The 26,521-nt window shown below is 71.0% G+C and carries 24 protein-coding genes, 1 tRNA gene, 1 pseudogene and 1 riboswitch; of the genes and pseudogenes, 15 read left to right on the top strand and 11 right to left on the bottom strand.

Annotated features, from left to right (window positions below):
* Positions 1 to 95 precede the first annotated feature (95 nt).
* On the bottom strand, positions 96 to 2,570 hold the full coding sequence (locus Q0863_RS01070; protein WP_298573708.1) for a prolyl oligopeptidase family serine peptidase: 2,475 nt from the start codon (positions 2,568 to 2,570) through the stop codon (positions 96 to 98).
* A 147-nt stretch (positions 2,571 to 2,717) separates the two neighbouring features.
* Positions 2,718 to 2,797, top strand: a riboswitch (S-adenosyl-L-homocysteine riboswitch).
* Positions 2,798 to 2,833: 36 nt separating this feature from the next.
* On the opposite strand from Q0863_RS01070, the gene ahcY reads away from it, so the two are divergent.
* From ahcY to Q0863_RS01045, 5 genes and pseudogenes are all read left to right on the top strand, one after another.
* A complete protein-coding gene (ahcY, locus tag Q0863_RS01065) occupies positions 2,834 to 4,282 on the top strand; it encodes an adenosylhomocysteinase (RefSeq protein WP_298573707.1) in 1,449 nt (482 codons plus the stop codon).
* Positions 4,283 to 4,353: 71 nt separating this feature from the next.
* Positions 4,354 to 5,064, top strand: a complete 711-nt coding sequence (locus Q0863_RS01060) for a DUF3348 family protein (protein ID WP_298573706.1) — start codon at positions 4,354 to 4,356, stop codon at positions 5,062 to 5,064.
* Positions 5,061 to 7,157: a DUF802 domain-containing protein gene (locus tag Q0863_RS01055; RefSeq protein ID WP_298573705.1), complete on the top strand. Its 2,097-nt coding sequence runs from the start codon at positions 5,061 to 5,063 to the stop codon at positions 7,155 to 7,157. Before Q0863_RS01060 ends, Q0863_RS01055 begins: the two co-directional genes overlap by 4 nt.
* Positions 7,154 to 7,804: an OmpA family protein gene (locus tag Q0863_RS01050; protein ID WP_298573704.1), complete on the top strand. Its 651-nt coding sequence runs from the start codon at positions 7,154 to 7,156 to the stop codon at positions 7,802 to 7,804. The genes Q0863_RS01055 and Q0863_RS01050 overlap by 4 nt, the downstream gene beginning before the upstream one ends.
* Positions 7,794 to 8,360 (top strand): annotated as a pseudogene (locus Q0863_RS01045) (DUF2894 domain-containing protein); the annotation flags it as partial. The gene Q0863_RS01050 and the pseudogene Q0863_RS01045, both read left to right, overlap by 11 nt.
* 55 nt (positions 8,361 to 8,415) lie before the next feature.
* Here the strand turns inward: Q0863_RS01045 and Q0863_RS01040 are convergent.
* The 3 genes from Q0863_RS01040 to Q0863_RS01030 form a co-directional block, all read right to left on the bottom strand.
* Entirely contained in the window at positions 8,416 to 8,823 is a 408-nt protein-coding gene (locus Q0863_RS01040; RefSeq protein ID WP_298573703.1) for a hypothetical protein, read from the bottom strand.
* 26 nt (positions 8,824 to 8,849) lie between these two features.
* Positions 8,850 to 10,010, bottom strand: a complete 1,161-nt coding sequence (locus tag Q0863_RS01035; RefSeq protein ID WP_298573702.1) for a zinc-dependent alcohol dehydrogenase — start codon at positions 10,008 to 10,010, stop codon at positions 8,850 to 8,852.
* A 116-nt stretch (positions 10,011 to 10,126) separates the two neighbouring features.
* Positions 10,127 to 10,684, bottom strand: coding sequence for a DUF3228 family protein (locus Q0863_RS01030; RefSeq protein ID WP_298573701.1), 558 nt, complete (start codon positions 10,682 to 10,684; stop codon positions 10,127 to 10,129).
* Between the two features lie 179 nt (positions 10,685 to 10,863).
* Here Q0863_RS01030 and metF point away from each other — a divergent pair, with 179 nt between their 5' ends.
* From metF to Q0863_RS01015, 3 genes are all read left to right on the top strand, one after another.
* Positions 10,864 to 11,688: a methylenetetrahydrofolate reductase [NAD(P)H] gene (metF, locus tag Q0863_RS01025; protein ID WP_298573700.1), complete on the top strand. Its 825-nt coding sequence runs from the start codon at positions 10,864 to 10,866 to the stop codon at positions 11,686 to 11,688.
* 91 nt (positions 11,689 to 11,779) lie between these two features.
* On the top strand, positions 11,780 to 12,433 hold the full coding sequence (locus tag Q0863_RS01020; RefSeq protein WP_298573699.1) for a hypothetical protein: 654 nt from the start codon (positions 11,780 to 11,782) through the stop codon (positions 12,431 to 12,433).
* Between the two features lie 106 nt (positions 12,434 to 12,539).
* Positions 12,540 to 13,451, top strand: a complete 912-nt coding sequence (locus tag Q0863_RS01015; RefSeq protein ID WP_298573698.1) for a branched-chain amino acid transaminase — start codon at positions 12,540 to 12,542, stop codon at positions 13,449 to 13,451.
* Between the two features lie 141 nt (positions 13,452 to 13,592).
* Here Q0863_RS01015 and Q0863_RS01010 read toward each other — a convergent pair whose 3' ends face one another.
* The 6 genes from Q0863_RS01010 to Q0863_RS00985 form a co-directional block, all read right to left on the bottom strand.
* Positions 13,593 to 14,225 carry a protein-L-isoaspartate(D-aspartate) O-methyltransferase gene (locus tag Q0863_RS01010; protein WP_345780508.1) on the bottom strand — a complete coding sequence of 211 codons (633 nt, stop codon included), beginning with the start codon at positions 14,223 to 14,225 and terminating at the stop codon, positions 13,593 to 13,595.
* A gap of 198 nt (positions 14,226 to 14,423) precedes the next feature.
* Positions 14,424 to 15,788, bottom strand: coding sequence for a HAMP domain-containing sensor histidine kinase (locus tag Q0863_RS01005; protein WP_298573696.1), 1,365 nt, complete (start codon positions 15,786 to 15,788; stop codon positions 14,424 to 14,426).
* On the bottom strand, positions 15,775 to 16,458 hold the full coding sequence (locus Q0863_RS01000) for a response regulator transcription factor (RefSeq protein ID WP_298573695.1): 684 nt from the start codon (positions 16,456 to 16,458) through the stop codon (positions 15,775 to 15,777). The genes Q0863_RS01005 and Q0863_RS01000 overlap by 14 nt, the downstream gene beginning before the upstream one ends.
* Positions 16,459 to 16,723: 265 nt before the next feature.
* A complete protein-coding gene (gene rimK, locus Q0863_RS00995) occupies positions 16,724 to 17,680 on the bottom strand; it encodes a 30S ribosomal protein S6--L-glutamate ligase (protein ID WP_298573694.1) in 957 nt (318 codons plus the stop codon).
* A gap of 61 nt (positions 17,681 to 17,741) precedes the next feature.
* Positions 17,742 to 17,815, bottom strand: a tRNA-Gly gene (locus Q0863_RS00990).
* Positions 17,816 to 17,892: 77 nt separating this feature from the next.
* A complete protein-coding gene (locus Q0863_RS00985; RefSeq protein ID WP_298573693.1) occupies positions 17,893 to 19,740 on the bottom strand; it encodes an autotransporter domain-containing protein in 1,848 nt (615 codons plus the stop codon).
* Positions 19,741 to 19,881: 141 nt separating this feature from the next.
* On the opposite strand from Q0863_RS00985, the gene thiS reads away from it, so the two are divergent.
* From thiS to Q0863_RS00965, 4 genes are all read left to right on the top strand, one after another.
* Positions 19,882 to 20,082: a sulfur carrier protein ThiS gene (gene thiS, locus Q0863_RS00980; protein WP_298573692.1), complete on the top strand. Its 201-nt coding sequence runs from the start codon at positions 19,882 to 19,884 to the stop codon at positions 20,080 to 20,082.
* Positions 20,083 to 21,000: 918 nt separating this feature from the next.
* Positions 21,001 to 21,798, top strand: a complete 798-nt coding sequence (locus Q0863_RS00975) for a thiazole synthase (protein ID WP_298573691.1) — start codon at positions 21,001 to 21,003, stop codon at positions 21,796 to 21,798.
* A gap of 4 nt (positions 21,799 to 21,802) precedes the next feature.
* Complete coding sequence (gene trmB / locus Q0863_RS00970; RefSeq protein ID WP_298573690.1) at positions 21,803 to 22,573, top strand: tRNA (guanosine(46)-N7)-methyltransferase TrmB; 771 nt, start codon at positions 21,803 to 21,805, stop codon at positions 22,571 to 22,573.
* A 112-nt stretch (positions 22,574 to 22,685) separates the two neighbouring features.
* Positions 22,686 to 24,524, top strand: a complete 1,839-nt coding sequence (locus Q0863_RS00965; RefSeq protein ID WP_298573689.1) for an SLC13 family permease — start codon at positions 22,686 to 22,688, stop codon at positions 24,522 to 24,524.
* A gap of 60 nt (positions 24,525 to 24,584) precedes the next feature.
* Here the strand turns inward: Q0863_RS00965 and Q0863_RS00960 are convergent, their stop codons facing one another.
* On the bottom strand, positions 24,585 to 24,947 hold the full coding sequence (locus Q0863_RS00960; RefSeq protein ID WP_298573688.1) for a Rieske (2Fe-2S) protein: 363 nt from the start codon (positions 24,945 to 24,947) through the stop codon (positions 24,585 to 24,587).
* A gap of 82 nt (positions 24,948 to 25,029) precedes the next feature.
* On the opposite strand from Q0863_RS00960, the gene Q0863_RS00955 reads away from it, so the two are divergent.
* The 3 genes from Q0863_RS00955 to mscL are packed head-to-tail and all read left to right on the top strand — an operon-like array spanning position 25,030 to position 26,501.
* A complete protein-coding gene (locus tag Q0863_RS00955) occupies positions 25,030 to 25,320 on the top strand; it encodes a hypothetical protein (protein ID WP_298573687.1) in 291 nt (96 codons plus the stop codon).
* 5 nt (positions 25,321 to 25,325) lie between these two features.
* On the top strand, positions 25,326 to 26,039 hold the full coding sequence (locus tag Q0863_RS00950) for a fumarylacetoacetate hydrolase family protein (protein ID WP_298573686.1): 714 nt from the start codon (positions 25,326 to 25,328) through the stop codon (positions 26,037 to 26,039).
* 51 nt (positions 26,040 to 26,090) lie between these two features.
* Positions 26,091 to 26,501, top strand: a complete 411-nt coding sequence (gene mscL, locus Q0863_RS00945; protein ID WP_298573685.1) for a large-conductance mechanosensitive channel protein MscL — start codon at positions 26,091 to 26,093, stop codon at positions 26,499 to 26,501.
* The last annotated feature ends 20 nt before the right edge of the window (positions 26,502 to 26,521 follow it).

Genomic DNA, 26,521 nt, shown 5'->3' with positions numbered 1-26,521 from the left:
TTGGTGCAGGGTGATGGGTCGGCGATCCCGTCCAGCGGCGCGGCACCGCCGGACGGCCTGCCGGCGACGATCGCGAAAGTTCTCTGCTGTCCCGACTAGCGCGGCTTCGCGTCGCGCACGTGGGTCTCCAGCCAGTCGCTGGTTTCGGCCAGCATGTGCAGGATCGATTCGCGGGCGCGGTAGCCGTGCGATTCGCGCGGCAGCATCACCAGGCGCGCGGTGCCGCCCAGGCCCTTGATCGCGGCGAACAGCCGCTCGCTCTGCATCGGGAACGTGCCGGAGTTGTTGTCCTCTTCGCCATGGATGATCAGCACCGGCTCGTCGATGCGGTGGGCGTGGTTGAACGGCGACATCGCGTGATAGGTGTCGGACGCCTGCCAGTAGTTGCGCTCCTCGGCCTGGAAGCCGAACGGCGTCAGCGAACGGTTGTAGGCGCCGCTGCGGGCGATGCCGGCGCGGAACAGGTCCGAATGCGCCAGCAGGTTGGCGGTCATGAACGCACCATAGGAATGCCCGCCGATGGCGATGCGGTCGCGGTCGGCCACGCCGCGGCGCACCACCTCGTCCACCGCGGCCTGCGCGCTGGCCACCAGTTGCCTGACGTAGCTGTCGTTGGGTTCGGCATCGCCCTCGCCCACGATCGGCATGGTCGGGCCATCGAGTACCGCATAGCCCTGCGCGAGGTAGGCCAGCGGGCCCCAGTAGCTGATGCGGTTGAAGCGGTAGGGCGAGCCGCGGACCTGGCTGGCCGCGGCGGCGGATTTGAACTCGCGCGGATAGGCCCACATCAGCATCGGCAGCGGCCCGTCGCGCGCGACGTCATGGCCGGCTGGCAGGTAGAGGTCGGCGGTGAGTTCGACGCCATCCGCGCGGGTGTAGCGGATCTGCTCCTTGACGACGTCGCGCAGCGCGGGCGTCGGATGCGGGAAATCGGTCAGCGCGACCGGCTCGGCCGCATCGGCAAGGTCGCGCAGCAGCACGTTCGCAGGTTCGGTCGGCGATTCGCGCGTGGTGAGGATGCGCGTCGCGCCGGCATCGAGCACGGCGAATGGCACTTCGTACCAGGGCGCCTGTGAATGGAACAGGCGTTCGGTGCGGCCGTCGGCCAGGTCCTGGCGGTCCAGGAAGGGCCTGTCGCCGTCGGGCGATGCGCCATCGCCGATGCGGTAGATGGTCTCGCCGCCGTCGGTGGTCAGCAGGCGCGCGAAGCCGCGCTCGTCGAGCCAGATGACCGGCGTACCGGGATCGGCATACCGGTCCTCGTAGCTGCCTTCGCGCAGCAGCGCGGGCGCAGCGCCGGTGTCCGGGGCCAGGCGCCACTCGCGCATCTGCCGGGTCTTCCACCACGATTCGTACAGCAGCGCCAGGCTGCCATGGCCCCAGGAGATGCCGGCGTAGCGCATCGACAGGTCGGCCAGCACCCGCGGCTCGCCAGCGAACGGCGCCGCGTGCGCGAACACGCGGTCGCGCACCGGCGTCTCGCGCGCCGGATCGCCGCCATCCTGGGCTTCGGCCCAGACCAGGGTCGCGGGCGCATCGGCCCGCCACGAGATACGGCGCACGCCGGTCGCCACGGCGTCGTTGCCGGTCGGCAGGCCTTCCACCAGCGGCAGGGTCGCCACCGTGTGCAGCAGTTGGCCGTCCAGCGAGGCGACGTCGATGCGGCGCGGGAAGCGCGAGTACGGCACGAGATGGGAGAACGGGCGCTCGATGCGCTGGCGCAGCAGATGGCGACCGTCCGGCGACACCGACGCGCCCACGTACATCTCCGGTGCACCGATCGTGCGCACGCCGCCATCGATGCCCACGCGCGCGAGCTGGCTGGTCATGTAGTACGCGAACACGGCCTCGTCATGGGCATTGCCGAGCAGGTCCTGGTAGGTGCGCAGGCTTTGCACCTGGCCGCCGCCGCGCGTTTCCTGGATGTTGGGGCCGGCGGGCACGCCATCGTCGGCCGGCGGCGCCCCCTGCCCCTGCGGACGCAGCAGCGCGAGCAGGCCGCTGCTGTCGGGCAGCCAGTCGAAGCCGCTGCCGGTGACGCTGCCCAGCGGTCGATCCGTCAGGCGCCTGGCGCGAGCCGCGGCCACGTCCACCAGCCACAGCTCCACGCGACCGGCGCGCGGATCGACGTGGCTGAAGGCGATGTGGCGCTGGTCGGGCGACCACTGCATGGACGACAGGGCCAGCGGCTGCGGCAGGCCCTCGATGCGGCGCTCGGCGCCGCCGTCGACCGGCTGCAGCCTGAGATCGTCGATGAAGCTGAAGGCGCTGGCCGAGTGCGTGCGCGGGTGGATGCGCAGGCCGGCGAGCTTGAGTTCGGGCTGGGCCACCACCTCGATGCCCGGCAGCGCCGGCACCCGCATGTGCGCGAGCAGGTCGCGGCGCGGCGACAGCGACAGCCGCGGGGCGGCCGGTGCGTCGACGATGGCCCGCAACTCGGGCGCCGGCAGCCGGTAGCCGCCCTCCTGGCCGCTTTCCGCCGTGGACGCCTGCGCCAGCAGCGGCAGCGGCGCGGCCAGCGCGGCGAGCAGCAACAGAGGACGGACGTGCCGCAGAAGACCGGTTGCCATGCCAGACGCTCCTCTTGGAATCCAGCCCCGCAGCATATCGGCGCGGGTGCCGGCAGCCCCATGGCGATGGTCATGGCCGGGGTGGACCGACCGCGGCGCGCCCGCCGATTCAGCCTCGCCGGGGCCGGAAGCGATACAATTCGCGCCCCCGCCGAGGGGCGCTGCGACCGCGGAAATCCACGGCCAGGCTCGACGGGCAGCATCTGCGACAACGGCGCCCGTCAACATGAGTCCCGCGCGGACTCCCGAAGACGGAGCACCACATGAACGCACAGGTCAAGACCTTCTCCCAGGAAGGCGACTACAAGGTCGCCGACATCTCGCTGGCCGACTGGGGCCGCAAGGAACTGGACATCGCCGAGCACGAGATGCCCGGCCTGATGTCGATCCGCCGCAAGTACGCCGCCACCGCCCCGCTCAAGGGCGTGCGCGTGACCGGCTCGCTGCACATGACCATCCAGACCGCGGTGCTGATCGAGACGCTCAAGGACATCGGCGCCGACGTGCGCTGGGCCTCGTGCAACATCTTCAGCACCCAGGACCACGCCGCCGCCGCGATCGCGGCCACCGGCACCCCCGTGTTCGCCTGGAAGGGCGAGACGCTGGAGGAATACTGGGACTGCACGCTCGACGCGCTGAGCTTCCCCGACGGCCGTGGCGGCTTCCTCGGCCCGCAGCTGGTTGTGGACGACGGCGGCGACGTCACCCTGCTGATCCACAAGGGCTACGAGCTGGAACAGGGTGACGAGAGCTGGGTCAACTCGCCCTCGGGCAGCCACGAGGAGCAGGTGATCAAGAACCTGCTCAAGCGCGTTGCCAGCGAGCGCCCGGGCTACTGGACCAGGGTCGTCGCCGACTGGAAGGGCGTCTCCGAAGAGACCACCACCGGCGTGCACCGCCTCTACCAGCTGGCCCAGGACGGCAAGCTGCTGGTGCCGGCGATCAACGTCAACGACTCGGTCACCAAGAGCAAGTTCGACAACCTCTACGGCTGCCGCGAGTCGCTGGCCGATGGCCTCAAGCGCGCGCTCGACGTGATGCTGGCCGGCAAGGTCGCCGTGGTCTGCGGCTATGGCGACGTGGGCAAGGGCTGCGCCGCCTCGCTGCGCGCCTACGGCGCCCGCGTGGTCGTCACCGAGATCGATCCGATCTGCGCGCTGCAGGCGGCGATGGAAGGTTACGAGGTCGCCACCATCGAGGACACCCTCGGCGAGGCCGACATCTACGTCACCACCACCGGCAACAAGGACATCATCCGCGTCGAGCACATGACCGCGATGAAGGACCAGGCCATCGTCTGCAACATCGGCCACTTCGACAACGAGATCCAGGTCGATGCGCTCCGCGCGCTGCCGGGCCTGGAGATCGTCAACATCAAGCCGCAGGTGGACAAGTACGTGTTCGCCAACGGCAACGCGATGTTCCTGCTCGCCGAAGGCCGCTTGGTGAACCTGGGCTGCGCCACCGGCCACCCGAGCTTCGTGATGTCGAACTCGTTCTCCAACCAGACGCTCGCGCAGATCGACCTGTGGGAGAAGAAGGACGAGTACGCCAACAAGGTCTACATCCTGCCCAAGCTGCTCGACGAGGAAGTCGCGCGCCTGCACCTGGAGAAGATCGGCGTGAAGCTGACGAAGCTGACCCAGGAACAGGCCGACTACCTCGGCGTGCCGGTGGAAGGGCCGTACAAGCCGGAGCACTACCGCTACTGAGTCCGCGCGATCCGCGGCACGACAGCCGGGCGCCACGTGGCGCCCGGTTCTTTTTCAGGACCCCGCCAGGCATGACCAGCGTCTCCCCTCCGGCTCCGCTCGCCGGTCCCGTCTTCGTGCGTCTGCTGGCGCGCGTGGCCGGCGCCGGTGCGCGTGCGGGCGACGGGCCGCCGCTGGCGGCGACCCTCGCCCAGTGGATCGACTGGCCGCGCGCGGTGACCCTGTCGGGCGCGCTCGACGAGCGTCTCGATGCGCCCGCCGACGGTCCGCGTTTCGATGCGGCGGAGGACGCGGTCTGCCTGCAGCTGCGCGCGCAGCTGCGCGAGGCGATCGCGAATGACCCGCTGCTGGCCATTGTCGGCGCCGATGCCGCGCGCGCCGGCGACGTCGCGGATTTCGCGCCCTTGCGCAGCTGCTATCTGGCCCACCAGCGCGCGATGCTCACCGCCACCGGCCGCCTGCGCGGCCGCCTGCGCGACATGCTCGCCGCGCGCCCCCCGCTCGCCCGCGTGGGCGAGGTGGATGCGGCGATGGAACAGGTGCTCGCCCCTCGCGAACACGCCCTGCTGGCCGGCGTGCCCGACCTGCTGGCCGCGCACTTCGAGCGGATGCGCGAGGCGGCGCCGGCTCCTCCTGCATCCGCTCCGGGTCCCGCGCCGCATGCGTGGCTCGACCGCTTCCGCCTCGACATGCGCGAGCTGCTGCTCGCCGAATTCGACCTGCGTTTCTCACCCGTCGACGCGCTGCTTGCCGCGCTTCGCACTCCCGACCCGAGTCCATGACCGCACGCGCCTACCGCCTCCTCTTTCCCTGCATCTTCCTTGCCGGCCTGGCTATCGCCGGCTGGATCGGCGCCGGCTACCTGGGCAGCAGCCTGCTCGGCGCGGGCGTGGTCGTGTTGATCCTCGCCTGCTACCTGGCCGGCGTGCTGGAACTGCACCGCTACCGCCAGGGCACGGCCAGCCTGGCCGCCGCGCTGGACGACGCCGACACCGCCGGCGCGGACCTGCCGGCGTGGCTGGCACGATTGCATCCGGCGCTGCGCAATCCGGTCCGCCTGCGCATCGAAGGCGGGCAGGCCGCGCTGCCGGCACCGGTGCTGGCGCCATCGCTGGCGGCCCTGCTGGTGCTGCTGGGCATGCTCGGCACGCTGCTGGGCATGATGGCCACGCTGCGCGGCACCGGGCTGGCGCTGGACAGCGCCGTCGACCTCGATGCGATCCGCGGCTCGCTGGCCAATCCGGTGCGCGGCCTGGCGCTCGCGTTCGGCACCTCGATCGCCGGCGTGGCCACGTCCGCCGCACTGGCCATGCTGGTCACGCTCGTGCGGCGCGAGCGGCTGCTGGCCGTCCCCGGCCTGGACGCGGCCATCGCCGGCCCGCTGCGCCCGCATTCGCAGGCCCACCAGCGCGAGCAGGCCTTCGTCCTGCTGCAGCGGCAGGCCGAGCTGATGCCGGCGCTGGTCGACCGCCTGCAGGCGATGACCCTTGCCCTGGAATCCCGCGCCAGCGCCGCCGACGCGCAGCTGCAGGCGCGCCAGGACGCCTTCCATGCCAACGTCGAGCGCAGCTACGCGCAGCTGGCCAGTTCGGTCGGCCAGTCGCTGGCGGCGAGCGTGGCCGAGAGCAGCCGCGCGGTCACCGGCGCGCTGCAGCCTGTGATCGAAACCACCCTGGCCGGCATCGCCCGCGAAACCGGCGCCCTGCGCGAGACCGTGTCCGGGGCGGTGCAGAGCCAGCTGCAGGCGCTCGCCACCGGCTTCGAGGCGGCGAGCGAGCGGGCGGCGCGAAGCTGGAGCACCGCGCTCGCCGAGCAGCAGCGCGCCAACGCGGGGCTGGCGGGCGAACTGCGCGAGACCTTCGAGCGCGCGGCGCAGGCGCACGAACGCCAGGCCAGCGGCCTGCTGGACGGCGTGTCCACGCGCCTGGACGCCGGCGGCAGCCGCCTCGCCACCACCCTGGCCGAGGCCCTGGTCCGCCAGGATGCGGCGAACGAGGCGCTCGCCGCGCGCAACGAGGCCGCGCTGGCCGCGGCTGCGACCGGCTTCGAACGGCATGCCGCCCAGCTCGTGGGCGCGCTGCGGCAGTCGCACGGGGACCTGCAGGCGGCGCTGGCGTCGGGCGACGAGGCGCGGCTGGCGGCCTGGAGCGGCGCCTTCGAGACGATGGCCGGCGAGCTCGCCGGGCGCTGGGAACAGACCGGCGACCTGGTCGCCAGCCGCCAGCAGGAGGTCTGCGCCACCCTGGAGCGCACCGCGGGCGAGATGGCCGCGCAGGCGCAGGTCCATGCCGGCGCCACCATCACCGAGGTGTCGCGCCTGATGCAGACCGCCGCCGAAGCGCCGCGCGCGGCCGCCGAAGTGGTCGCCGAACTGCGCCAGTCGCTGTCCGAGAGCATGGTGCGCGACACCGCGATGCTGGAGGAACGCACGCGCCTGCTGGCCACGCTGCAGACCCTGCTCGACGCGGTGAACCATGCCTCGGGCGAACAGCGCGCCGCGGTGGACGCGCTGGTCGCCAGTTCGGCCGACCTGCTCGAGCGCACCGGTGCGCAGCTGGCCGGGCGCATCGAAGCCGAAGCCGCGCGCCTGGACGTGGCCGCGGGCCAGCTCACCGCCAGCGCGGTGGACGTCGCCGGGCTGGGCGATGTCTTCGGCGCGGCGGTCGAGAGCTTCGGCCAGGCCAACGAGGCCCTGCTCGAGCGCCTGCAGCAGGTCGCCGGCGCGCTCGACGGCTCGCTCGCGCGCAGCGACGAGCAGCTTGCCTACTACGTGGCGCAGGCGCGCGAGGTGGTCGACCTGAGCGTGCTGTCGCAGCAACAGATCATCGCCGAGCTGCAGCGCGTGGCCGACGGCCGCCAGGCCGCGCAGGCATGAGCGCCGGACTCGAGGCCGACACCGGCGACACCGCGACCATCTGGGCCGCCTTCGGCGACCTGATGGCGGTGATGCTCGGCGTGTTCGTGCTGGTCCTGCTGGGCGTGGTCGGCATGCAGCTGCACACCGCCGCGAAGCTTGAACAGGTCGAACGCGAACAGGCGCACGCGGCCGCACAGCGGCAGGCGCTGGAACGCGCGCTGGCGGTGCCGCTCGCCGCCGGTCGCGTCACCCTGGTCGACGGCCGCATCGGGATCCGCGGCAACGTGCTGTTCGCGCTGAACTCCGATGCGCTGCAGGACGAGGGTCGCGAACTGCTCGGCGAGCTGGCCGAACCGCTGGCCGACTACCTCGCCGCGCGCGAGGAGATCCTGATGGTCAGCGGCTTCACCGACGATCGCCCGGTGCTGGGCGGCAACCGCCGCTATGCCGACAACTGGGAGCTGTCCGCGCAGCGCGCGCTCACCGTCACGCGCGTGCTGATCGAGGAGGGCCTGGCGGCCGACTCGGTGTTCGCCGCGGCCTTCGGCCCGCAGCAGCCGGTCAGCTCCAACGCCGACGAGGCCGGACGCGCGCGCAACCGGCGCGTGGAGATTGCGCCGATGCCGCGTCCGCGGCAGCGCGACGACGCCGGCGATGGGCGATAAGCGGGACGACATCGCCGGCTTGCTGCTGGCCCTGCGCGAGTGCCCCGCGGCACCGCGCGACACCCTGCGCCGGCATCGCATCGAGACGCTCGCGGCACGCGCCGCGCGCCTGAACGGCAGCGCGCGGCAGCTGCTGGACGACAGGCTGCGCGCGCTGATCGAAGCGGAGCTGCAGTCGAAGACGCCTACGTCCACGTCCACGTCCACGCCCACGCAGGATGCGACGGCCGCGGATAGACCCGGCGCAAGGGCGCTGTCGACGCTGCTGCTACGACTTTCACGGGTCCGCAACGCCTCCGCCACGACGTCGCACGTGCGCGCGGCCGACGCGGTCGAGGCGGAGACGTCCGCCGCCAATGCGTCCCGGTTGCCACTCCAGGATGCAAACGGGTTTGCCACCCTGCCCGCGCTCGATGCGTTCCGCGAAACCTGGTCGCGCCTGCGCACGGCGGGTCATCTCCAGCACATCCTGGCCGACGTGCCGGAAGATGCCGGCCCCATGCATTCCACAGTGCTGGTGCATCGCGCCATCGCCCTGCTGCAGGACGCCGCGCCGGCCTACCTGCAGCACTTCCTCGGCTATGTCGACGCGCTCGCGGGGCTGGAGCGGATCAGTCCGAGGCAAGCCACCACACCAGCGCCGCGACTCCCACGCCCACCGCCGCCAGCTTCACCGGCGAACGCTTCGCGTCCTGGCAAAGCCCCTCGGCTACGTTCACGCGGTCGGCGGCGACCAGCATGAGCCAGTGCCGCAGGTCGTTTTCGCTGTGGCGGAACGCGGCGCGGCGGATCATGCCGCTCAGCCCCCTGGGCGGCAGGCGCGTGCCGAAGGTGCGCGAATGCTCGGGGCGCTCGATCGAACGCAGCACCTCGACCGTCCTGGGCTGCTGCGGCGGCGGGTCGCTCCACGGCACGTCGAGCCGCGGCGGCGTGCGCTCCATCGGCACGGCCGGCCGGTTCTCGCGCGGGATGTCCGAACCCCAGCCGGGGATGTGGTTGAAGCGGGCGGCGTTGTCCATCGTGTTCTCCTGTCGGGGGCCGGTCGTCACGCGCTGGCACGCGCCGTCGGCGGGATCAGCACCGGCTTGATGCAGTTGTCGCGCTTGTTGACGAAGATGTCGTAGGCGTCGGCCACGTCTTCCAGCGGCACGCGATGGGTGATGACCTCGCGCGGCGAGATGTGGCCGGCGCGGATGTGCTCGATCAGGCGCGGCAGGTGGCGCTTCACGCTGGCCTGGTTCATGCGCAGGGTCAGGCCCTTGTTGACCGCGTTGCCGATCGGGATCGCGTTGAATGTCGGGCCGTACACGCCCACGATCGACACGCGCCCGCCCTTGCGCACGCTGTTGATGGCCCAGTGCAGGGCGATCGCCGACCCGCCCTGCAGCATCATGATCTTGCCGGTCACGCTGTGCAGCGCGCTGCCGGAGGCATCGCAGCCGACCGCGTCGATGCACACGTCCGCCCCGAGCCAGTCGGTCATCTTCTTGATGTGCACGGCCATGTCGTCGACTTCGCGGAAGTTGACGGTTTCGCAATGTGCGAAACCTCTGGCGAACTCCAGCCGGTAGTCCAGTTCGTCGACCACGATCACGCGGCCGGCGCCGAAGAACCAGGCGCATTTGGCCGCGAACAGGCCGACCGGGCCGGCGCCAAACACGACCACGGTTTCGCCTTCCCGGATGTCGCCCATCTCGGCGGCCTGGTAGCCGGTCGGGAACGCGTCGGTCAGCAGCACCGCGTCCTCGATGTGGATGTCATCGGGAATCACGGTCGGCCCGACGTCGGCAAAGGGCACGCGCACGTACTCGGCCTGGCCGCCGTCGTAACCGCCCGCGGTATGCGTATAGCCGTAGAAGGCGCCCACCGCGCTGGACTGCGAATTGGTGTTGTGGCAGTTGCCGTAGAGTTCCTTCTGGCAGAAGTAACAGCTGCCGCAGAAGATGTTGAACGGCACCAGCACGCGGTCGCCGACCTTGAGGTTCTGCACCGACGGACCGACCTCCTCCACCACGCCGGTGAACTCGTGGCCGATGATCGTGCCCACCCGCGTGTCGGGCACCAGCCCGTTGTAGATGTGGATGTCCGAGCCGCAGATGCACGAACGGGTGACCCGCACGATGGCGTCGTTGGGATGTTCGATTTCCGGCTCGGCGACGTGTTCGATGCGCATCCTGCGCGGACGGCGATAGGTGGTGGCCAGCATGCGGTTCTCCGGTGGGGGGACGGGGGTCCGCCGGCAGCGACGGCAGGACCGGAACCTTCCCGCAACCGCGGTGAACGCAGCGCGTGGGCGACGTGGTGGTGGCGTGAGCCGCGCGTTCAGGGTCGCCAGTTGGCGTTGTGTTCCCAGAACGCCACGCTGCGCCGGTAGGCCTCCCGGTCCAGGGGCACGCCGGAGCCGCCCTCCTCCACGCCCAGCGCGTTGCGCATCAACGTGACCGGCGCCATCGGGATCTCTTCGGGCGTCGCGGTATGGAGGCAGCCGACGATGCCCCAGTCGCCGTCGATCGGCGCGCCCTCCTTCTCCAGCTGCGCGGCGCTGTACAGGATCACCACGAAGTAGGCCGCCACCGGCGGCTCCACGCCTTCGAACCAGCGCACCAGCACCGGCAGCTCGGCCTTCGTGCGCGCTTCGTATCCCGAGCGCAGCAGGTGCCGGTTGCCGTCGTCGACCGGCACGGTCAGGCAGCGGGTGGAGGTCCAGTTGCGGTGCACGTGCAGGCGGCAGAACGGCGCATAGCCCGGCAGCACCTTCAGCGGCGGCTCGTCGTTGAGGCGCTGTTCGAACTCGCCGGGCGTGCAGTCGCGGACGGTATTGCCGCGCGGCTCGCGCGGGAACAGGCGGGCGCGGGCGAATGGCGTGAGGATGATGCGCATGCGGAGACGGTCGTGGGGCCGCCCGGCAGCTTAGCCGCTCCCGCCGGCGCGCAACCGCAACTCCGGGCGCCGCGCGGGCCGCGGGCCGCGGGCGGCGGCCGCTCCCTCGCCCGGCAACTCTACTCATCCATCGCGATATAGAGATATAATGCCCGCCGATCCCGCCCGGGCCGCCGACGATGACCCCGATCAGCTTCGAGTTCTACCCGCCCAAGACCGACGAGCAGCGCGCGCAGCTCGACCGCACCGTGGGCAGGCTCAAGGCCCACGCGCCCGATTACGTGTCCTGCACCTTCGGCGCCGGCGGCTCGACCCTCAGCTACACCGCCGACACCGTCCAGGGCCTGCTCCAGACCCACGGCCTGGACGCGGCGCCGCACCTGTCCTGCGTGGGCGGCACGCGTGCGGAGATCGCGGCGCTGCTGCACAGGTACCGGGAACTGGGCTGTCGGCGCATCGTGGCGCTGCGCGGCGACCTGCCCTCGGGCATGGGCCAGCCGGGCGACCTGCGCTACGCCGCCGACCTGATCGGCTTCATCCGCGACGAGCACGGCGACCATTTCCACATCGAGGTCGGCGCCTACCCCGAGACCCATCCGCAGGCCGAGGACGCGCTCGCCGACCTGCGCCACTTCAAGGCAAAGGTCGACGCCGGCGCCGATGCGGCGATCACCCAGTACTTCTATAACGCCGACGCCTATTTCCACTTCGTCGACGCGGTGCGCGCGCTCGGGGTACAGGTGCCGATCGTGCCGGGCATCATGCCGATCTCCAACTTCACCCAGCTGCGCCGCTTCTCCGAACAGTGCGGCGCCGAGATCCCGCGCTGGATCGGCCGCAGGATGCAGGCCCTGGGCGACGATGCCGAGGCCATCCGCGAATTCGGCGCCGATGTCGTGGCGCGCCTGTGCGAACGCCTGGTCGCCGGCGGCGCGCCGGCCCTGCATTTCTACACGCTCAACCTCGCCCGGCCGACCCAGGCGGTGCTCGCGCGCATGCGCTGAGGCCGCCTGGCAGCAAGCCGTTGCGCACACGCCGCTGAATGCGCGACGCGCTGCCCTTCCCGCCCGCGGGTGCCGGCGCTAGGCTGGCCCGATGCGTGCCGTCCTGCTTGCCTGCTGCATCCTGGTTGCCCTGCCGATGTTCGGCGGCGAGGCGCAGGCGCAGATCCGCCGCTGCGTCACCGCGGACGGCGGCCACGTCTACACCGACCGCCAGTGCAGGGACCTGGGCGCCACCGAGCGCGCACCGCGCCAGGGCATGGTGCAGCAGGACGGGCGCCTGATCCGGCGCGACTGCAGCCGCAACCTGCAGGACCTGGTGTTCGAGCTGACCGCCGCCATCGACAACCGCGACGTCAATCGCCTGGCCGGCATCTACCACTGGCCGGGCACCTCCTCGCGCGGCGCGCTCTCGATCATGGGCCGCCTGGACGGGATCGTGAACCGGCCGCTGGTCGGCATCGTCCCGGTCCAGCCCGCACCGCCGACGCCCGCCGTGGTCGCCCCGGTCAGGAGCTCGCTGTCCTGGCGGACCGCCGAACGCGCGCAGCCGGGACCCGACTCGGGCGCGGCTGCGGCGGCCCCGGACCTCCCGCCCTCGGTGCTGGCCGCCGCCGGCCGCAGCGCCGGCGCGCGCCGCGCGCCGACCGGCCTGGTGGTCGAGCAGAGCATGAACGACCGCATCACCCCGCTGCGGACGATGTTCTCGCTGCGCCGCCACCTCGACTGCTGGTGGCTGACCCTCTAGCCCCGCGCCATGCGCGGGCCGCCGCGGCGGGTGCGACGGCACCGCGATGCCCGGCTGCCGCCCTCGATCGGGCAGAATGACGGTTTCAAACGTATCGAGGCGTTCCATGCAGTACCCGCAATGGATCTGGCAAAACGGCGCGATCAAGCCTTGGGCCGAGGCGACCACCCACGTCATGTCGCACGCGCTGCACTACGGCTCGTCGGTGTTCGAGGGCATCCGCTGCTACGACACCGCCAGCGGCCCGGCGATCTTCCGCCTCAACGACCACAACAGGCGCCTGTACCTGTCGGCCAAGATCCACGAGATCGACATCCCGTACTCGCTCGAACAGATCAACGCGGCCTGCCGCGAGGTCATCGCCGCCAACAACAACACCACCGACTACCTGCGCCCGGTGGCCTACCGCGGGCTGGGCGGCTTCGGCCTGTCGGCCGAGACGCCGGTGGACGTCGCGGTCGCGACCTGGAAGATGGGCAAGTACCTGGGCGAGGAGGCGCTGGAGAACGGCATCGACGCCTGCGTGTCGAGCTGGCAGCGCTTCGCGCCGAACACGATCCCGGCCGGCGCCAAGGCCGGCGGCAACTATCTCTCCGGCACCCTGGTCGCACGCGAAGCGCGGCGCCTGGGCTTCGGCGAGGGCATCGCCCTGGCCTCGACCGGCCTGCTCAGCGAGGGCGCTGGCGAGAACCTGTTCCTGGTGTTCGACGGTGCGCTGCACACCACGCCGGTCAGCGCCGCCCTGCTCAACGGCATCACCCGCAACTCGATCATCACCCTGGCCCGCGAAGCGGGGTTGGAGGTGTTCGAACGTGACCTGCCGCGCGAGTACCTGTACCTGTGCGACGAACTGTTCATGTGCGGAACCGCCGCCGAGATCACGCCGATCCGTTCGGTCGACGGCCGCCAGGTGGGCGCGGGCAAGGCCGGCCCCGTGACGCGCCGGATCCAGGAACTGTTCTTCGGCCTGTTCGACGGCAGCACCCCCGACAGGCACGGCTGGCTGGAAGCGGTGTAGGACGCACTTCGGGCCGGGCCGCGCGTCGCGGCCCGGACTCGACCGCGCGTGACAGGTCGCACGCGCGCCGATCTCCTCCGAGGTTGCGCCCGCCCACGGCGGCACCCGGGCCGGGTGGAGTCGTGGAGCGGCAGACGCCGCCTAGGGCCCGCCGCGATCCCGTTGGGCCGCCGATCCGGTCAGCGGCACGAAGCGCACCGGCGTCACCACGCGCTCGCGCACGCTGCCATCGGCACGCTTCTCGATCACGCGCAGTTCCTGGACCGCGTGGATCGGGCCGACCGGAATGACCATTCGCCCGCCGGGCCGCAGCTGTTCCAGCAGCGGCGCCGGCACGCGCTCGGGCGCCGCGGTCACCACGATGGCATCGAATGGCGCGTGTTCCGGCCACCCCGCGTAGCCATCGCCGCTGCGCACCGCAAAGTTCGAATAGCCCAGCCTGCGCAGCAGCAGGGCCGCGCGCGTGGCCAGCGGCGTCACGATCTCGATGCTGTAGACCTCGCTCGCCAGTTCGGCCAGCACGGCCGCCTGGTAACCCGAGCCGGTCCCGATCTCGAGCACGCGGTCGCCCGGCTGCGGCCGCGCCAGCTGGGTCATCAGCGCGACGATGTAGGGCTGCGAAATGGTCTGGTCGTGGCCGATCGGCAGCGGCTGGTCCAGATAGGCCTGGGCGGCGAATTCGGCAGGCACGAACCGGTGCCGCGGCACCTTGCGCATCGCCTCGAGCACCCGCGCATCGTCGATGCCGCGCCCGGCCAGCTGCTGTTCGACCATGTGCTGGCGCTGCGCCACCTCGCGGCCGCCCGCGCCGGTCGCCGGCGCGGCACACGCGGCGGCGTGCGCGCACAGCAGGCCGATGACCCACCTGCGCCAGCGGCCGACCGTCCCGCCCGTCCCGGATGCCGGCATCGCGCCGCCCTCCCTTCAAGCCCACCGCGATGATGGCATGCGCGGCGGGACCCGGAGTGCGTCTCAGTCGGCCGGAGGTTGTTCCGGCGCAAAGGTGAGCGTCGCCACGACGCCCTGCACCTGGCCCGGCACCACCCGCACATGCCAGCCGTAGAGCGCGCACAGGCGGCGCACGATCGACAGGCCGATGCCGCCGCCCTGCGAATGCTCGGCGTGGGTGCCGCGGTAGCCGCGCTCGAACAGGCGCGCCGCATCTTCCGCACTCAGGCCCGGGCCGGAATCGACCACGTCCACCGCATTGCCGCGCAGGCGCACCACGACCTCGCCTTCGCGGGTGTACTTCACCGCGTTGCCGACCAGGTTGCCCAAGGCCACGGTCACCGCCGATTCCGGCGCGTCCACCACCACCTGGCCGTGCACGCCCTCGACCCGCAGCTGCAGCGGCTTGCTGCCCAGCTGCCCGCGGTGCGCGTCGAACAGTTGCTCGGCCACTTTGGCCACGTCGGTCGCGCCGTGGCCGCGCTCGTTGCGCGAGAGCAGCAGCAGCGCGCTGATCAGGTCGGTGCACTGCTGTTCGGCGCGCTGGATCCGCAGCAGCCGGTCGCGGGTCTTGGTATCGAGTTCGGGTCGCGACAGCAGCAGTTCGACCGCGCCGCGGATCACCGCCAGCGGCGTGCGCAGCTCGTGGCTGACATCGGCGTTGAACTCACGGTCGCGCTGCACCACCTCGGTCAGGCGCACGGCGTAGTCGTCGAGGGCCTTGGCCAGTTCGCCGACCTCGTCATCGGGGAAATGTGGAGCCAGCGGCTGCGGCGAGGTGCTGCCACCGCTGCGCCCGAGCCGCTTGGCCAGTTCCGACACCGGACTCATCACCCTCGACGCCGACCACCAACCGATCAGCAGCGAGAGCAGGGTGAACAGGATCACCGCGCCGTACACCGCGCGCCGGAACTGCTCCTCGCCCTTCACCGCTTGGGTCATGTCGTAGGCCAGGAAGAACCAGGCTTCCGGCGTCTTGCGCACGGCCAGCTTGTACGCCATCGGCTGGCCGGCCTCGTCGGTGCCGCTGATGCCGTGGATGCCATCGGGCAGGTCGTACCACTCCGGGCGGTTGGTTCGCACCGAATCGAAACGGTCCGGCGTGTAGATGAAGGCGCGAATCTGGGTGACCGGGGCGATCGGCGCCTGCGGATTGATCGCGAACTGGCGCGCCGCCTCGTCGATGTTGCGGTTCATCACGTCTTCGACCAGCGCGTTCTCGACGCGGTTGCGCGCCTCCTGGGTCATGAAGGCGAACAGGGCCGTCAGCCCGAGCCCCAGCAGCACGAACGACAGGATGATGCGGCTGCGCAGCCGCCTGCGGTAGCGTCGACCCCGTTGGCTGCTGCGGTCGCTCGGGTCGGGCGCGGGTTCGTCAGGCTGCGCCATCGGGCGCGGCGATGCGGTAGCCGATCCCGTGGCGGGTCTGGATCAGCGGCACGTCGAAGGGCTTGTCGATCACCGCGCGCAGTCCGTGGATGTGCACGCGCAGCGAATCCGAATCCGGCAGTTCCTCGCCCCAGACCCGGGTTTCCAGGTCCTGGCGGGTGACCACCGCCGGCGAGGCCTCCATCAGCGCCTGCAGGATCTTCAGCGCGGTCGGGTTGAGCTGCACCAGCTTGCCGCGACGCCGCACTTCCAGGGTATCCAGGTTGTATTCGAGATCGCCGACGTCGAGCACCCGGGTCTGCACGCCCTTGCCGCGGCGCGAGAGCGCGTTCAGGCGCACCTCGACTTCCTGCAGCGCGAAGGGCTTGACCAGATAGTCGTCGGCGCCCGAGTCGAAACCGGCGAGCTTGTTGTCGAGGCTGTCGCGCGCGGTGAGCATCAGCACCGGGGTCTGCTTGCGGGCATCGTTGCGCAGCTTGCGGCAGACCTCCAGCCCGTCCATGCCCGGCAGGTTGAGGTCGAGCACGATCGCATCGAAGTCGTGGACCACCGCCAGATGCAGGCCGGTGACGCCATCGGCGGCGAAATCGACCGTGTGACCGCGATCCTCCAGGTAGTCGCCAAGGTTGGCCGCGATGTCCTGGTTGTCTTCGATGACGAGAATGCGCATGCAAGCGGGTTCCATGAGGTGGACCCGGTTGGACCGCGCAACGGCTGTGCGGTTCCACCGGGTCCGGGCGGGGATTCTGTCACACGCGCGCGTCGGCGCTTCGTCGACGCAGGCCCGAAAACCCCCGCCCACAAAAGAGCCCAGACGATGCCATCGCCTGGGCCCAAAGGAATGCCCCGATTACCGTAATCCGTTGGCCGACCCTTGGACAAGGAAACAGGAGCGAGCGCGGAATCCGGTAGGCGGTACGGTAGTCCGGCGCCGATTAAGCACTCGTTAAATCCGGGTGGGTCCCGCGCCGTCGGGGGCGCTTCCGCAAGGGCCGCGCAGGACTGTCGGGAATGGCGGATTCGGTGCAGTTGACGACGTGATCGACGATATTGCGCGCGATATCGATGCCTGTGGCCTCCTCGATGCCTTCCAGGCCCGGCGACGCGTTGACCTCCAGCACCAGCGGCCCGCGGCGCGACCGGATCAGGTCCACGCCCGCCACGCCCAGCCCCACCGCCTGCGCCGCGCGCACCGCCACGTCGCGCTCGGCCTGGCTGGTCTCGACCGCCGTGGCGGTGCCGCCCCGGTGCAGGTTGGAGCGGAAGTCTCCGGCCGCCGCCTGGCGCTGCATCGCCGCCACCACGCGGTCGCCGACCACGAAGCAGCGCAGGTCCGCGCCTTCGGCTTCGGCCACGAACTCCTGCACCAGGAAGTTGGCGTACAGCCCGCGCAGCGCTTCGATGACGCCGCGCGAGGCCGACAGCTTCTCGGTCAACATCACACCGGCGCCCTGGGTGCCCTCGTTGAGCTTGACCACGTGCGGCGGCGGCCCGAGCAGGGCCAGCAGGTCGGCGGTGTCGTCGGGGTTGTCGCCGAACACGGTGGCGGGCAGGCCGATGCCCCGCGCGGCCAGCAGCTGGTGGCAGGCGAGCTTGTCGCGCGCACGCGCGATCGCCGCCGCGGGGTTCGGGGTATGGCTGCCCATCAGTTCGAACTGGCGCAGCACCGCGCAGCCGTAGCGGGTGATCGAGGCGCCGATGCGCGGGATGACCGCGCCGTAGCCGTCGATGGCGCGACCCTTGTAGCGCATCGCGAAACCGTCGTCGCCGATACGCATGTAGCAGCGCAGCGGGTCGAGCACCCGCACGCTGTGCCCGGCCCCACGCGCGGCCTCCACCAGCCGGCGCGTCGAATAGAGCTTGCCGTTGCGGGAAAGGATCGCGAGCTTCATCTGCGGCCTGCGAAGCGAAAAACGGCGGCATCACCGTGTCGATGATGCCGCCGCCTGTGACTGGAGCGGGTGATGGGAATCGAACCCACGCTAGCAGCTTGGGAAGCTGCAGTTCTACCATTGAACTACACCCGCATGCGGCACCAGTCTATGCCCGCCGCGGGCGACTGGCAACGCGCGACGCCGGCCGTGCCGGCGCCGGCGTGCCTGCCTCAGAACCCGCCGCCGACCGTGGCGAAGGCGGTGGTCTGCTTGCCGCCCTTCTCGCCGGCGTTCAGGCTCACGCCGAGGTTGGCGTCGAGGCCGAACATCGAGGTGCGCGCGCCGATCGTGAGCGTGGCGTAGGTGTCGTCGTAGGCCAGGCCGGGCACCGCGTAGTCCAGGCCTGTGGTCTGCGAGCGGGCGAAGGCTTCTGCCGCGCCGTCCTCGAACTCGCGATCCAAAGTCAGCCGCGCGTAGGGCGCGAGATGGGCGTGGATCGCGTAGCTGGCCTGCCAGCCGACGCTGCCGATCAGCGAATCGAACGCCTGGTCGGGGAAAGCGAGCGCACTGGAAGAAGCGGCATCGTCCTCGGCGAAGCCGTCGACGTCGATGCGCTGCGCCACCACGCCCAGCACCGGACCGTGGCGCAGCGCGCCCTCGCCCAGGTTCCAGCCCGCCTGCAGCGCGGCGGTGAGGTTGCTGCCGTCGGTGGCGCCGCGGTGCACACGCAGGGCCGGGCCGACCGGCACCTGGCGTTCGATGTCGAAGTCCAGGCTGGTGTAGCTCAGCTGGCCGTTGACCCAGGCGCCGTTCCCGGCGTGCCATCCGACGAAGCCGCCCAGAGTGGCCTCGGACTGGTCCCATACCCCGCGGCGCTGGCCCCAGTCGTTCGCCTGGCGGCCGTAGCCGGCGAAGCCGCCGAAGACCAGGTTGCCGCTGGCCCAGCCCAGGCCGGCGGTGAGCGCCGGACCGGCGCCGTCGTAGCTGTCGCCGTGGCCGTAGCGCTGGAAATCGCCGCGCAGGTCCACCCACCAGCTGCGCCCGTCCTGTTCCGGCGCGACCGCCAGCTGCGCGCCGACGCGCTCGGCGCGACCGCGTCCGGTCATCGCCGCCGAATGCGGCAGCACCGCGATCTGGCGCGGCCCCTCGATCATTGCGATGGTGAGGTCGGCGATGGCGCGATGCGCGGCCGAGCCCGGGTGCACGCCGTCGGCGAACAGGTAGGTCTGGTCGGCGCCCGGCACCACGTAGGTACCCGGGTTGCAGGTGATCGACTGCGAGACGATCTGCGGCTGGCAGGCGGTCCCGGTCACGTTGGACAGGCCGTACTGGGCCGGAGCGGCGACCACTTCGCGCAGGAAGGTGAAGGTATCGACCGGGATCACGCGCAGGCCGTTGGCCTGCAGCCCGCCGTACAGCGCGTCGTTGTAGGCGCTCGCGATCGCCGTGCCCTGCGCGGCGGCGGCCGGACCCTGCGCCAGGAAGGTCGGGGTGATGCCGATGTCGGGAATGTTGGGGACCAGCACGTAGCGCGCGCCGGCGGCCTGCAGGGTGCCGACGATCCCGACCTGCGCGCCCACGGCCGCGCCGATGATCTGCTGCGCCTGCGCCGGGTTGGCGGCGATCGAGAACAGGTCGTTGGGGCCGCCCCACACCGTGTAGAGCGCGTCGGGATCGGCGCGGCCGCCGTTGGCCGCGAGGTAGCCCGTGGCCTGCGTAGCCAGCGACGGGGTCAGCCCGAACGGAGGCCCGATGCGATCGGTCGCGATCATCGCACCGCCCGCCGCGTAGTTGTCGCCCGACTGGCCGTTGCCGTTGGGCGAGGCGTCGGTGCCGTAGTGCAGGGCCAGCCATTCGGCCCAGACCAGGCCCGGATTGGTGGTGAAGCGGCCGAGGATGGCCGCCTGCGGGTTCTGCTGTACGAGCAGCGGCCGGAAATAGCCTGCGTCGGTCAGGCTGTCACCGAAGAAAACGGTGCGCGAGAACGTGTCGTCCGCCAGCGCAGGCGTGGCGGCCAGGGCCAGCGCCGCAGCCAGGGCGGCAATCGCGGGGACGGAACGGGACTTCGAACGGGGCATGGGGCGACTCCAGGTCAAGGAAAGGCGGCCCCAATACGGGGCCGCACGGTCGCAAGTGTCCACCATGCCCGGCCGCCGCTCACGCCGCACTGCCGCACGCGCAGGAGTGCACGGCGCGGCGCCCCGGGCGACAATCGCGGCATGGACATCCAGCTCAATGGCGACGCCCTGGCCATCGCCGAACCCATCACGATACTGGCCCTGCTCGAACAGCAGGGCCTCGCCGGCCGCCGCGTGGCGGTCGAGGTCAACGGCACCATCGTGCCCCGCAGCCGCCACGGCGACCACCTCCTGCACGACGGCGATCGCGTCGAGATCGTCCACGCACTGGGAGGGGGGTGAGCGAACGCGCTTGGCCGATGCCCTGTCGGCATCGGCCGCGTTCGCGAACGCCCGCACATGGATGTGCGGGCCGGATCGACCCGAAGCCCCGGCCGGCCACGCCATGGACGGCACCAGCGCCTGACCCGAAGCACCGATGCCCTGTCGGCATCGGCCGCGTTGGCGAACGCCCGCACATGGATTTGCGGGCCGGGTCGACCCGAAGCCCCCGCCCGTCACGCCATGGACGGCGCCAGCGCCTGACCCGAAACACCGCTGCCCTGTCGGCATCGGCCGCGTTCGCGAACGCCCGAATGTGCGGGCCGGGTCGACCCGAACGCCCCGCCTGTCCCGCCACGGACGGCGCCTGACCACCAGCCGAAGCGACTCCTGACCGTCGCGCCGGCCGCGCCCCGCTCGCTCCCTTCGGAGCGGCGCCGCGGCCAGTCGCCCGGGGTCCGCTCTTCGCCTGGTCAGGGCGAGCTCGGTCCGGCCCTTCCCGTGGGAGCGACCTCGGTCGCGAATGCTACGCGCGCGGGCGCGCTCCCACTGACAACCGCCGTCGCGACCAGGCTCGCTCCCACAGCCCGGTCATGCCCGACCGGCGTCCTGGGCACCCGTCGTTCGCCCCTCGTGATCCCGGCCGCCGGGACGCAACCCACGGCCGCTGGGCCCAGGTCGCCAAACCACTCGATTCCACCACCGGAAGGACCGGATGACCGCTCCCGCCCCAAGGCACCGAGCGTCGGATGAGATGCACCCCGGAAACACCGGCAGAACCTCCGCCGCAAGAGTGACGTCCACAGCCCCGCACCGCCGGCCCCCGATCCACGCCGCTGGCAGCCATCGCCTCGCCCGCACTGCGCGTCGCGACGATGCAGAGCACCGCGGTTTTCCCCGGCCGCCCGCATCCCGGCGCCTTTGCGCGATAATCGGGCGATGATCACGCACTCCACTTCCGATGACGCCCTCGTCATCGCCGGCAAGTCCTACCATTCGCGCCTGCTGACCGGCACCGGCAAGTTCCGCGACCTCGACGAGACCCGCCGCGCCACCGAGGCCGCCGGCGCGCAGATCGTCACCGTCGCCATCCGCCGCACCAACATCGGCCAGGATCCGGGCGAGCCGAACCTGCTCGACGTGCTGCCGCCGGACCGCTACACCATCCTGCCCAACACCGCCGGCTGCTACACCGCCGAGGACGCCGTGCGCACCTGCCGCCTGGCGCGCGAGCTGCTCGACGGACACAACCTCACCAAGCTCGAGGTGCTGGGCGACCAGAAGACGCTCTATCCCGACGTGGTGCAGACGCTCAAGGCCGCCGAGCAGCTCGTCGCCGATGGCTTCGATGTCATGGTCTACACCAGCGACGATCCGATCCTGGCCAGGCGCCTGGAGGAGATCGGCTGCGTGGCGGTGATGCCCCTGGCCGCGCCGATCGGCTCCGGCCTGGGCATCCAGAACCGCTACAACCTGCTCGAGATCATCGAGAACGCCAAGGTGCCGATCATCGTCGATGCCGGCGTGGGCACCGCGTCCGACGCGGCGATCGCGATGGAACTGGGCTGCCACGGCGTGCTGATGAACACCGCGATCGCCGGCGCCAGGGATCCGGTGCGCATGGCGCGGGCGATGAAGCTCGCGGTGGAAGCAGGACGCGACGCCTTCCTCGCCGGACGGATCCCCCGCAAGCGCTACGCCAGCGCCTCTTCGCCGGTGGACGGGCTGGTCGGCTGAGCGCATGACCGATCCGTTCGCCAGCGACGGCGCCAAGGTTCCGCCCAAGCCGTTCACCGTCGTCGAAGGCCGTCGCGAGGTCCGCAGCTTCGTGCTGCGCCAGGGCCGCTTCACCGAGGCCCAGCAGCGCGCGTTCGACGCACTGTGGCCGCGCTACGGCCTGGACTACCGCGGCCAGCCGCGCGATTTCGACGCCGAGTTCGGGCGTCGCGCGCCGCGCGTGCTCGAGATCGGCTTCGGCAACGGCGAGGCCCTGCGCTTCGCCGCCGCGCACGATCCCGACCGGGACCTGATCGGGATCGAGGTGCACGCGCCCGGCGTGGGCCGCCTGCTCAACGCGCTCGACGCCGATGGCGCGACCCACGTGCGCCTGTACCACCACGACGCGGTGGAGGTGCTGCAGCACGAGATCGCCGACGGCAGCCTCGACGAGGTGCGCATCTACTTTCCCGACCCCTGGCACAAGAAGCGCCACAACAAGCGCCGCCTGGTGCAGCCGGCGTTCGCGCAGCTGCTGGTGCGCAAGCTTGCCGCCGATGGCCGCTTGCACCTGGCCACCGACTGGCAGGACTATGCCGAGCAGATGTGGGACGTGCTCGACGCCACCCCCGGACTGGTCAACCGCGCAGGCCCGCGCGGCCACGTCCCGCGCCCCGACTGGCGCCCGCAGACGCATTTCGAGACCCGCGGCCAGCGCCTGGGACACGGCGTCTGGGACCTGCTGTACGACAAGCCGGGAATCGGGAATGAAGCATCGGGAATGGGAGACCCATGACCATTGCGCTGGTTCCGGTGATGCAGGCGGCGCGACGGGGTGCTGATCCGGCCATGGTGGCGCCCGGCTGTCTCGATTGCCCATTCCCCATTCCCGGTTCCCGCCCCTGCTGATGGACCCCCAGCTCGCGCTCACCACGGACATGAAGATCGTGCTCGGGCTGGTGGGCCTGACCATGATCCTGTTCGTGTTCCAGCGCGTGCGCGCCGACCTGGTCGCGCTGGTGGTGCTGGTGATGCTGGGCCTGACCGGCCTGGTGCAGCCGGAGGACCTGTTCAACGGCTTCTCCTCCAACGCGGTGATCAGCGTGATCGCCACGATGATCCTCGGCATGGGGCTGGACCGCACCGGCGCGCTCAACCGCCTCGCGGCCTGGCTGCTGCGCCGCGCGCGCGGCATGGAGGACCGGCTGCTGCTGCTGGTCTCGGGCATCGCCGGCCTCAACTCCTCGGTGATGCAGAACCCGTCGGTGATGGCGCTGTACCTGCCCGTCGTCTCGCGCCTGTCATCGCGCACAGGCATCAGCCTGTCGCGGCTGCTGCTGCCGGTGGCGGTGTCGATCGTGCTGGGCGGCACCCTGACCATGGTCGGCAACTCGCCGCTGATCCTGCTCAACGACCTGCTGGTGGCGACCAACGCCAACCTGCCCTCGGGCGCGGCGACGCTCGAGCCGCTGAACATGTTCGCGCCGGCGCCGATCGGCTTGGCGCTGCTCGGCGCGGGCCTGCTCTACTTCCGATTCCAGGGCAAGCGCCGGCTGCGCGAAGAGGGCGACGCGAACGTGACCCCGGCGCGCACCGAGAGCTACTTCTCGCGCACCTACGGCATCGAGGGCGAAGTGCACGAACTGATCGTCAGCGCCGACAGTCCGCTGGTGGGCATGACATTCGGCGAAGCCGAGGCGCTGCACAATGCGCCGCTGCTGCTGGCGCTGCAGACCGGCAATGAGTCGCGGCTGGCGCCGCCGCCCGATGCGCGCATCTGGGTCGGCAGCGTGCTCGGCGCGATGGGCCCGCGCCAGCAGGTCGCCGACTTCGCGCAGAACCAGTTCCTGCGCATGAACTCGCGCCTGCGCAACTTCGCCGACCTGTTCAACCCCAGCCGCGCGGGCATTTCCGAGGCGGTGATCCCGCCGACGTCCAAGTTCATCGGCAAGACCGCGGCCGACCTGCAGCTGCGCCGGCAGTACGGCATCAGCCTGCTGGCGATCAACCGCGACAAGACGGTGATCCGCGAGAACCTGCGCGACACGGCGCTGCGCGCCGGCGACATGCTGGTGCTGCACAGCATCTGGCAGGACCTGGCCCAGGCCGCGGGCAAGCGCGACTTCGTCATCGTCACCGACTACCCCAAGGGCGAGCAGCGACCGCACAAGTTCCGCATCGCCATGGTCATTTTCGCGGTGACGATGCTGATCGCGCTGTCCGGACGCGTGCCGACCTCGATCGCGCTGATGACCGGCGTGGCCGGCATGCTGGTGTTCGGCGTGCTGAAGATGGACGAGGCCTACGGCGCGATCAGCTGGAAGACGGTGTTCCTGATGGCCTGCCTGATCCCGCTGGGCTGGGCGATGGACGGCAGCGGCGCCGCGGCCTGGATCGCCGGCCATACCATCGAACGGCTGCCAGGCGGACTGCCGGTGTGGCTGCTCGAATTCGCAGTCGCCCTGCTCACCGCCGCCTTCTCGATGGTGATCAGCCACGTCGGCGCGACGATCGTGGTGGTGCCGATCGCGGTGAACATGGCGCTCGCCACCGGCGGCAATCCCACCGCGTTCGCGCTGATCGTCGCGCTGTCGGCGTCGAACAACTTCGTCACCCAGTCCAACCCGGTGATGTCGATGATCACCGGGCCCGGTGGCTACCAGCCGCGCGAACTGTGGAAGATCGGCGTGCCGCTGTCGCTGATCTACACGTTCATCGTGGTGCTGGTGGTCAACCTGATGTTCTGAGCGGCACGCCAGTGCGGCAGCCGATCGATCGCGCCGCGCAACCGGCGCAACGTCGGCGGGCTATTCGCCGCGCTGCGACGTCTCCAGCACCAGGTGGCCGTCCTGCACCTTCACCGCCACCGCGCGCAAGGCCTCGCCGCGGCAGGGGCCGGCGACGCATTCGCCGCCGCCCAGCTCGAAGCTGGCGCCGTGCACGGCGCACACCAGCAGGCCTTCCTTCGACTTGAGGAACTGGCCCGGCGACCAGTCCAGGCGACGCCCCGCGTGCGGGCAGACGTTGAACCAGGCGCGCACCTGGTCGCCGTCGCGATGCAGGATCAGCGACTCGGCATCGCCGTCGACCACGGCTTCGACCTCGGCGAATCCGCCGTCGGGAATGGCGTCCAGCGCGATCAGCGATGAGGCGGGGTACAGGGTGTTCATGTCGACGGTTTAACGATCCTGTTACAACTTGGTGGCGGCTGCGCCCGATACTTGGGCCTCCACATTGTCGCACCCCCACCGAATGTCGTCTGTCCTGTTCCGTTCGCTCCACGCCCGCTTCGACGCCTCCGGCGTGCGGGGCCTGTTCACGCCGCGCAAGCCGCGCAATCCGCTGCTGCGCGTGGTGCTGGGACTGGTGGGCGTGGCGGTGCTGGCGGTCCTGCTGGTGGTGGGCCTGTTCGTGGGCGCGGCGATGGTGTCGTTCGGCCTGCTGCGTGGCGCATTGCGCAACCGCACCTCCAGGCCGCGCGCCGGAACGCTCGACGCCGAATACCGCGTCGTGTCCAAACCCGGCCAGCCGCTCCTGCGCTGATCCCGATGCGGGACGTCATCGAGGCACCCGCGATCCCGCGCATCCCCGTGCGCGGCGGCGGCACGTTCCCGGTGCGCCGCATCTACTGCGTCGGCCGCAACTTCGCCGACCACGCGCGCGAGATGGGCGCCACGGCGCCGGCCTCCCGGGCCGATCGCGGCACGCCCGTGTTCTTCCACAAGCCGGCCGACGCGATCGTCGTCGACGGCCATGTCGCCTATCCGCCCGGCACCAGCGACCTGCACCACGAAGTGGAACTGGTGGTCGCGCTCGGCCAGGATGCACCGCATGGCGAGTTGCCGGTCGCGGAGGCACAGGCGCTGGTATTCGGCTACGGCATCGGCCTGGACCTGACCCGTCGCGACCTGCAGGCCGCGGCCAAGTCCAGGGGACTGCCCTGGGATACCGCCAAGGGCTTCGACCAGTCGGCTCCGGCAAGCGAGTTAGTGCCTGCGGCGCAGGTCGGCGAACTCGCGGCGCGACGGCTGTCGCTTGAGGTCAACGGGCAGGTCCGCCAGCAGTCGACGCTCGACCAGCTGATCTGGGACGTGCCGGAGATCCTGCACGAACTGTCGAAGCTCTACGCGCTGCGTGCCGGCGACCTGGTGTTCATGGGCACGCCGGCCGGCGTGGCCGCGCTGCAGCCGGGCGATGCCTGCGTGGCGCGCCTGGACGACCTGCTGGAACTGCGTTGCCAGCTGCACGCGCGCTCGGCATAGTGGCCGCGCGCGGCGACCGCCGCCACGCCAACATACTGCGAGGAGACGCCGATGGGCATGATCAGTGAGTTCAAGGAATTCGCGATGCGCGGCAACGTCATCGACCTCGCCGTGGGCGTGGTGATCGGCGGCGCGTTCGGCAAGATCGTCTCGTCGCTGGTCGACAACCTGATCATGCCGGTGATCGGCCTGCTCACCGGCGGCGTGGACTTCTCCAGTTGGGCGATCGTGCTGCGCGAGGCCTCGGTCGATGCCGCGGGCACCGAGGTGCCTGCGCTGACCCTGGGCATCGGCGAGTTCGTCAACGCGATCATCCAGTTCGTCATCATCGCCTTCGCCATCTTCATGGTGATCAGGACGATCAACCGCATCCACAAGAAGCCCGAGGCCGCGCCCGTGCCCGCGGCGCCGACGGAGGAAGTGCTGCTGCTGCGCGAGATCCGCGACTCGCTGCGCAAATAGCCGGCAGCGCGCCTCGCGTA

This window comes from uncultured Luteimonas sp., from assembly GCF_947492465.1.
Taxonomy (GTDB): Bacteria; Pseudomonadota; Gammaproteobacteria; order Xanthomonadales; family Xanthomonadaceae; genus Luteimonas.
This window is presented reverse-complemented; position numbering and strand designations above follow the sequence as displayed.

Excerpts from the sequence above, each read along its gene's own strand:
- Q0863_RS01000 (WP_298573695.1), bottom strand. The coding sequence starts at position 16,458 with ATGCGCATTCTCGTCATCGAAGACAACCAGGACATCGCGGCCAACCTT.
- thiS (WP_298573692.1), top strand. The coding sequence starts at position 19,882 with ATGGACATCCAGCTCAATGGCGACGCCCTGGCCATCGCCGAACCCATC.
- trmB (WP_298573690.1), top strand. The coding sequence starts at position 21,803 with ATGACCGATCCGTTCGCCAGCGACGGCGCCAAGGTTCCGCCCAAGCCG.
- Q0863_RS01055 (WP_298573705.1), top strand. The coding sequence starts at position 5,061 with ATGACCGCACGCGCCTACCGCCTCCTCTTTCCCTGCATCTTCCTTGCC.
- Q0863_RS00960 (WP_298573688.1), bottom strand. The coding sequence starts at position 24,947 with ATGAACACCCTGTACCCCGCCTCATCGCTGATCGCGCTGGACGCCATT.
- Q0863_RS00985 (WP_298573693.1), bottom strand. The coding sequence starts at position 19,740 with ATGCCCCGTTCGAAGTCCCGTTCCGTCCCCGCGATTGCCGCCCTGGCT.
- mscL (WP_298573685.1), top strand. The coding sequence starts at position 26,091 with ATGGGCATGATCAGTGAGTTCAAGGAATTCGCGATGCGCGGCAACGTC.
- Q0863_RS01015 (WP_298573698.1), top strand. The coding sequence starts at position 12,540 with ATGCAGTACCCGCAATGGATCTGGCAAAACGGCGCGATCAAGCCTTGG.
- rimK (WP_298573694.1), bottom strand. The coding sequence starts at position 17,680 with ATGAAGCTCGCGATCCTTTCCCGCAACGGCAAGCTCTATTCGACGCGC.
- ahcY (WP_298573707.1), top strand. The coding sequence starts at position 2,834 with ATGAACGCACAGGTCAAGACCTTCTCCCAGGAAGGCGACTACAAGGTC.
- Q0863_RS01030 (WP_298573701.1), bottom strand. The coding sequence starts at position 10,684 with ATGCGCATCATCCTCACGCCATTCGCCCGCGCCCGCCTGTTCCCGCGC.
- Q0863_RS01070 (WP_298573708.1), bottom strand. The coding sequence starts at position 2,570 with ATGGCAACCGGTCTTCTGCGGCACGTCCGTCCTCTGTTGCTGCTCGCC.
- metF (WP_298573700.1), top strand. The coding sequence starts at position 10,864 with ATGACCCCGATCAGCTTCGAGTTCTACCCGCCCAAGACCGACGAGCAG.
- Q0863_RS00955 (WP_298573687.1), top strand. The coding sequence starts at position 25,030 with ATGTCGTCTGTCCTGTTCCGTTCGCTCCACGCCCGCTTCGACGCCTCC.
- Q0863_RS01040 (WP_298573703.1), bottom strand. The coding sequence starts at position 8,823 with ATGGACAACGCCGCCCGCTTCAACCACATCCCCGGCTGGGGTTCGGAC.
- Q0863_RS01050 (WP_298573704.1), top strand. The coding sequence starts at position 7,154 with ATGAGCGCCGGACTCGAGGCCGACACCGGCGACACCGCGACCATCTGG.
- Q0863_RS01020 (WP_298573699.1), top strand. The coding sequence starts at position 11,780 with ATGCGTGCCGTCCTGCTTGCCTGCTGCATCCTGGTTGCCCTGCCGATG.
- Q0863_RS01010 (WP_345780508.1), bottom strand. The coding sequence starts at position 14,225 with ATGGTCGAACAGCAGCTGGCCGGGCGCGGCATCGACGATGCGCGGGTG.
- Q0863_RS01005 (WP_298573696.1), bottom strand. The coding sequence starts at position 15,788 with ATGGCGCAGCCTGACGAACCCGCGCCCGACCCGAGCGACCGCAGCAGC.
- Q0863_RS00965 (WP_298573689.1), top strand. The coding sequence starts at position 22,686 with ATGGACCCCCAGCTCGCGCTCACCACGGACATGAAGATCGTGCTCGGG.
- Q0863_RS01035 (WP_298573702.1), bottom strand. The coding sequence starts at position 10,010 with ATGCTGGCCACCACCTATCGCCGTCCGCGCAGGATGCGCATCGAACAC.
- Q0863_RS00950 (WP_298573686.1), top strand. The coding sequence starts at position 25,326 with ATGCGGGACGTCATCGAGGCACCCGCGATCCCGCGCATCCCCGTGCGC.
- Q0863_RS01060 (WP_298573706.1), top strand. The coding sequence starts at position 4,354 with ATGACCAGCGTCTCCCCTCCGGCTCCGCTCGCCGGTCCCGTCTTCGTG.
- Q0863_RS00975 (WP_298573691.1), top strand. The coding sequence starts at position 21,001 with ATGATCACGCACTCCACTTCCGATGACGCCCTCGTCATCGCCGGCAAG.